Here is a 5056-nt window from a genome sequence, read left to right as displayed (position 1 = left end):
TTCGCCGGGTGCGGCGGCCGGGGCGGCCCCGCGCGCCCCCCCCCCCCCCCGGGAAGGGTCAGCGGGCGTTGGCCAGCAGCTCGTTGACGCGGCTCTCCGCGTCGGCCAGCGCCTGGTCGACGGTCTTCTGGTTCTGGGCCGCGGCGTTGAACTCCTCGGTCAGGATCTCCTGGATCCCGAACTGGCGCTTCACCGCCTGGGGCAGGGCGGTGCCGTCCTTGGTCAGGCTGACGATATCCTTGCGGTGCGGCAGGTCGAGGAAGGCCTGGGAGGTGGCCACGGAGGTCCGCACCGGCAGGTGGCCGGTCCGCGCCCATTCGAAGTCGTTGTCCCACAGGAACTTCAGGACCTTGACCGCGGCCTTGCGCTTGGCGTCGTCCAGCCCGGCCTTGGGCACCACCCAGCTGTGGCCGTCGGCCCAGACCTTGGCGTTGCCGTAGAGCTGCGGGAAGGGCACGACGGTGTAGCCGTTGCTCAGCGCGCCGCCGGGCTTGGCCGCCTCCTCGTTGTAGCTGTCGATCAGCCAGGTGCCCATGATGTAGACGCCGCCGTCGCCCTGGGCGAAGCCGGCCGTCGACGCGGCGTAGTCCTGGTCCTTGGTGGTGTCGCCGTCCTGGTAGATGTTCTTGAACAGCTCGACCGCGTTGCGCGCCTCGGGCGTCTGCAGCTTGATCTGCGTCGGGTCGGCGAAGAAGTCGGAGTTCTGCTGGTACAGCAGGGTGTAGAGCGTGCGGGCGTAGTTCGCCTGCTCGTTCACCGTCGCCTGGGCGAAGTACGGCTTGCCGGTCTTCTCGCGGAACTGCTTGGCCTGGGCCAGCAGCTCCTCCGGCGATTTCGGCAGGATCGGCTTGCCGTCGTCGGAAACAAGCCCGGCCTGCTTGAACAGGTTCAGGTTGATGTGCCAGAGCCAGGTGTGGGTGTCGAAGGGCAGGGCGTAGATCTTGCCGTCCTTGGTCACCCCGGTCCTGGCCGCGTCGGTGAAGTCGGCGGTGTCGATGCCCGCCGCCTTGAAGTCCTCGTCCAGCGGCTCCAGCAGGTCGCGCGAGGCATAGTCGCTGATCACCGCCTCATGCATCACCGAGATGGTCGGCGGGTCGTCCGAGCGCAGCCGGGCGGTCAGCTGGTCGTAGCCGGGCCATTCGACGATATCGACCTTGACATGGACGTCCGGGCTCTCGGCGTTGAACTTGTTGATCAGCGCCGTGATGATGCCGCACTCGCCATGCGCCTTGGCGACGTCGGTGACATCGGCGTAGTCGGCCTCGCAGGCGCCGAAGAAGCGCGACAGCGAGATCTCGGTCTTGTCCTGCGCCCAGACGGGACCTGCGGCCAGGACCAGCCCCGCCAGGGCCAAAGCAAAGCGGCTTCTCATGGCTCTCCCTCCTTGGTTCCGGCCGTTTCTGCCGCGCGCCTCAGCGGACGGCGGCTCCGGCGACGGCCGTGACGATGTATTTCTGGAAGAACAGGTAGACGATCAGCACGGGCAGCCCGGCGAAGACCGACTGCGCCATCAGGTAGCCCAAGCCCTCGGACTGGGCGAAGTTGGTCTGGGTCGAGGCCAGGCCGACCGTCAGGGTGAACATCTCCGGCTTGGTCGCCGAGATCAGCGGCCAGAGGTAGTCGTTCCAGGCGCTGAGGAAGGTGAAGATCCCCAGCGTCGCCTGGGCCGGCACGGTCAGCGGCAGCAGCACGCGCCAGAAGGTCTTGAAGCGCGAGGCGTTGTCCAGCAGCGCCGCCTCGTCCAGCTCCCGCGGGATCGCCTTGAAGTACTGCGTCATCAGGAAGACGCCGAAGGGCGCCGACAGATGCGGCAGGATCAGCCCGAGATAGGAGTTGTGGATCTTCAGGTCGTTGAACATCTGGAAGCGGGCGATGATCACCGCCTGCTCCGGCACCGCCAGGCCGATCAGCACCAGCGCGAAGACCAGGCCGCGGCCGGGGAACTGGGCGCGGGCGAAGCCGTAGCCGGCGAGGGATGCCAGCACCAGCACGCCGACGGTCTGGCCCAGCGCCACGACCACGCTGTTCAGCACCCAGCGGAACACGCCGGAATTGGCGAGGATGTCGGTGTAGTTCTTCAGCGTGTAGGGCGCCCGGAACAGCGTGCCGGTGTCGGTCATCAGCTCGCTGTTGGGCTTGAACGACAGGCCGGTGATCCAGGCCACCGGCACCACCCAGATGATTGCGAGCAGGATGACGGCCCACAGGATCAGCCGGTCGCCCAGGCTGCGGCCGACCATGCCCCGGGATTGCGCCGTGGCCATCGCCGTCATCCCTCGGCCCTCCGGCGGGTCAGCAGGTACTGCGCCATGGCGGCGATCAACATCAGCCCGAACAGCACCTCGGACGCCGCGGCGGCGTAGCCCAGGTCCCAGTTGCGGAAGCCCTGCTCGTAGATGAACTGGACGATCGGGCGCGAGGCGTTGTTCGGCCCGCCGCGGGTCAGCAGGTAGGACTGCCCGAACAGCTGGAACTGGTAGACGATCTCGACCACGGCCACGAGCACCACGGTCCGCCGGATCGAGGGCAGGGTGATGTGCCGGAACGACCGCCAGCGGCCGGCGCTGTCCAGCGCCGCGGCCTCGTACAGCTCGCGCGGGATCTGCTGCAGCGCCGCCAGGAACAGCATCATCGGCAGGCCGATGCCCCACCACACCGTGGCGGCGGCGATGCCGGGCAGGGCCAGGCTGGGGTCGCTCAGGATCGGGATCGGCGCCTGCCCGAACACGCCCAGGACATTGGTCAGCAGGCCGCGGTCCGGCAGGTACACCATCTTCCAGACGATGGTGACGATGGTGACCGACAGCACCGAGGTGGCGAAGAAGGTGGCGCGCAGGGCGGCGGCGGCCCGGGTCGGCCGGTTCAGCGCCAGGGCCAGGACCAGGCCGACCACGACGAAGGCCGGCACGGTCATCAGCACGAACAGCGCCGTGTTCCAGACCGCACCGAGGAAGATCTTGTCGGCGAACAGGCGCTTGTAGTTGGCGAGACCGGCATAGGCGCCGGTGCCGTCGAACATGTCGAACTTCTGCAGGCTGATCCAGATGCCGTCGAACAGCGGCCAGACCAGCAGCAGCACATAGACGATCAGGAAGGGCAGGACGAAGCCGACATTGCGCCAGTCCGCCCCGACCCGGGCGCCGCTCAGGCGACGGGCCCGTTCGATGCTGCGGCCGGTGGCGGTGGCAGTCACCATCCCCTCCTCACGCGGCGTGGCGGCCGACGCCGTCGGCGCCGAACAGATGGACGGCGGCGGGGTCGATGCTCAAGCCAACCCGGTCCTCGACCGCGACGCCGCTCAGCCCGGCATCCTCGGCAATCAGGGTCGACCCGTCCTGCAGCCGGACATGCAGATGGGTGCGGTCGCCCAGCCGCTCCACCACCTCGACCGTGCCCTGCATGCCGCCCTGGTGATCGATCCGCACCGCCTCGGCCCGCAGGCCCAGCGTGATCGGCTGGTGCGCCGGCAGCCCGTCGGCCGGTACCGGGGTGCGCAGCTCGGTCCCGTCCGGCAGGCGCAGCACGGCACCGCCGGCCTCGCCGACGACGGTGGCGTCGAGGAAGGTCATCGCCGGCACGCCGACGAAGCGGGCGACGAATTTGGTGGCCGGCCGGGTGTAGATCTCCATCGGCGTGCCGACCTGCTCGATCCGGCCCTCGTTCATCACCACGATGCGGTCGGCCAGCGTCATCGCCTCGACCTGGTCATGGGTGACGAAGATCATGGTGGCGCGCAGCCGGCGGTGCAGCCGCGCCAGCTCGACCCGGGTGCGCACCCGCAGCGCCGCGTCCAGGTTCGACAGCGGCTCGTCGAACAGGAAGGCCCGCGGCTCCTTGACGATGGCGCGGCCGATGGCGACGCGCTGGCGCTGGCCGCCGGACAGCTGGCCCGGCTTGCGCTGCAGCAGCTCCTCGATCTCCAGCGTCCGGGCGGCGGCCTGGACGCGCTGCTCGATCTCCGGCTGCTTCAGGCCGATGTTGCGCAGCCCGAACGCCATGTTCTCGAAGATCGTCATATGGGGGTACAGGGCGTAGTGCTGGAACACCATCGCCACCCGGCGGGCGCCCGGCGGCAGGGTGTCGACCCGGGTGCCGGCGATCCGGATCTCACCGCCGTCGACGCTTTCCAGACCGGCGATCATGCGCAGCAGGGTGGACTTGCCGCAGCCGGACGGTCCCAGGAAGACCATGAACTCGCCCGAAGCGACCGACAGCGACAGGCCGTCGAACACCGTGACCGGCCCGAAGCGCTTGCTGACATCCCGGATCTCGATGTCGGCCACCCATTTCCTCCCCAATGGTATTATCATATGATTCGATCATCGGGGCGATCGACGGGTTTTGTCAACCGGGGCTTCCCCGGCCTATTCGACAAAAGGGGACACGGGTGGAGACGGTCTGATGCTGGAACGGGAGATGGTCCTGGTCGGGACGATGAGCGCCCAGGTTTCGAACAGCCTGGGCATGCGCATCGTGTCCGGCGAGTTCCGGCCTCATGATTCGCTGCCGATCGAGAGCGAGCTGTGCCAGACCTACGGCGTCAGCCGGACCACTTTGCGCGAGGCGATCAAGAGCCTGGCGGGCAAGCGGCTGATCGAGGTGTCGCCCAAGACCGGCACCCGGGTGCTGCCCTTCGGCGAATGGAACCTCCTGGATCGCGACGTGCTGTCGTGGCGGCTGCTGGCCCAGTTCGACGCCAAGATCGTCGAGGACATCTACGAGATGCGGCAGTGCTTCGAGCCGCGGGCGTCGTTCCTGGCGGCGCGCGACGGCACGGCCGAGGACCACGCCGCGATCGAGCGCCATTTCCACCAGCTGGCCCGCGCCTATGAGGAGAAGCAGCCGGTGAAGGCGTCGTCCGAGGCGGCGCTGGAGTTCCACCTGGCGATCATCACCGCCTCGCACAACGGCCTGTTCGTGACCATCGGCGCGGCGGTGAAGTCGGCGCTGCGGGTGTCGTCGGAGATGCTGCAGCGCCACGCCACCCGGCCCAGCGAGGACGTGGCGCTGCACGACGCGGTCCGCACCGCGATCATCGGGCGGCAGCCTGAGGCGG

5 protein-coding genes are annotated in these 5056 nt (G+C 68.6%); 1 reads left to right on the top strand and 4 read right to left on the bottom strand.

The window, feature by feature from the left end:
* Window positions 1-58: 58 nt before the first annotated feature.
* Genes AAHM41_RS38795 through AAHM41_RS38780 form a run of 4 tightly spaced genes read right to left on the bottom strand, consistent with a single transcriptional unit; the run spans window position 59 to window position 4283 of the window.
* Window positions 59-1372, bottom strand: a complete 1314-nt coding sequence (locus AAHM41_RS38795) for an extracellular solute-binding protein (protein ID WP_342241982.1) — start codon at window positions 1370-1372, stop codon at window positions 59-61.
* Window positions 1373-1412: 40 nt separating this feature from the next.
* Entirely contained in the window at window positions 1413-2273 is an 861-nt protein-coding gene (locus AAHM41_RS38790) for a carbohydrate ABC transporter permease (protein WP_342241981.1), read from the bottom strand.
* The gene (locus AAHM41_RS38785) at window positions 2270-3196 is read right to left on the bottom strand and encodes a carbohydrate ABC transporter permease (RefSeq protein ID WP_342241980.1); all 927 of its coding nucleotides are present in this window, start codon (window positions 3194-3196) and stop codon (window positions 2270-2272) included. Before AAHM41_RS38785 ends, AAHM41_RS38790 begins: the two co-directional genes overlap by 4 nt.
* A gap of 7 nt (window positions 3197-3203) precedes the next feature.
* Window positions 3204-4283, bottom strand: a complete 1080-nt coding sequence (locus AAHM41_RS38780) for an ABC transporter ATP-binding protein (protein WP_342241979.1) — start codon at window positions 4281-4283, stop codon at window positions 3204-3206.
* Window positions 4284-4401: 118 nt separating this feature from the next.
* On the opposite strand from AAHM41_RS38780, the gene AAHM41_RS38775 reads away from it, so the two are divergent.
* A partial coding sequence (locus AAHM41_RS38775; RefSeq protein ID WP_342241978.1) for a FadR/GntR family transcriptional regulator occupies window positions 4402-5056 on the top strand: 655 nt, incomplete at its 3' end.

It is taken from the genome of Inquilinus sp. OTU3971 (assembly GCF_038440215.1).
The sequence above is the reverse complement of the archived record's forward strand: the minus strand, read 5'-3'. Positions and strand labels throughout refer to the sequence as shown.

Coding starts and splice junctions, on each gene's coding strand:
- AAHM41_RS38795 (WP_342241982.1), bottom strand. CDS start 1,372: ATGAGAAGCCGCTTTGCTTTGGCCCTGGCGGGGCTGGTCCTGGCCGCA.
- AAHM41_RS38790 (WP_342241981.1), bottom strand. CDS start 2,273: ATGACGGCGATGGCCACGGCGCAATCCCGGGGCATGGTCGGCCGCAGC.
- AAHM41_RS38785 (WP_342241980.1), bottom strand. CDS start 3,196: ATGGTGACTGCCACCGCCACCGGCCGCAGCATCGAACGGGCCCGTCGC.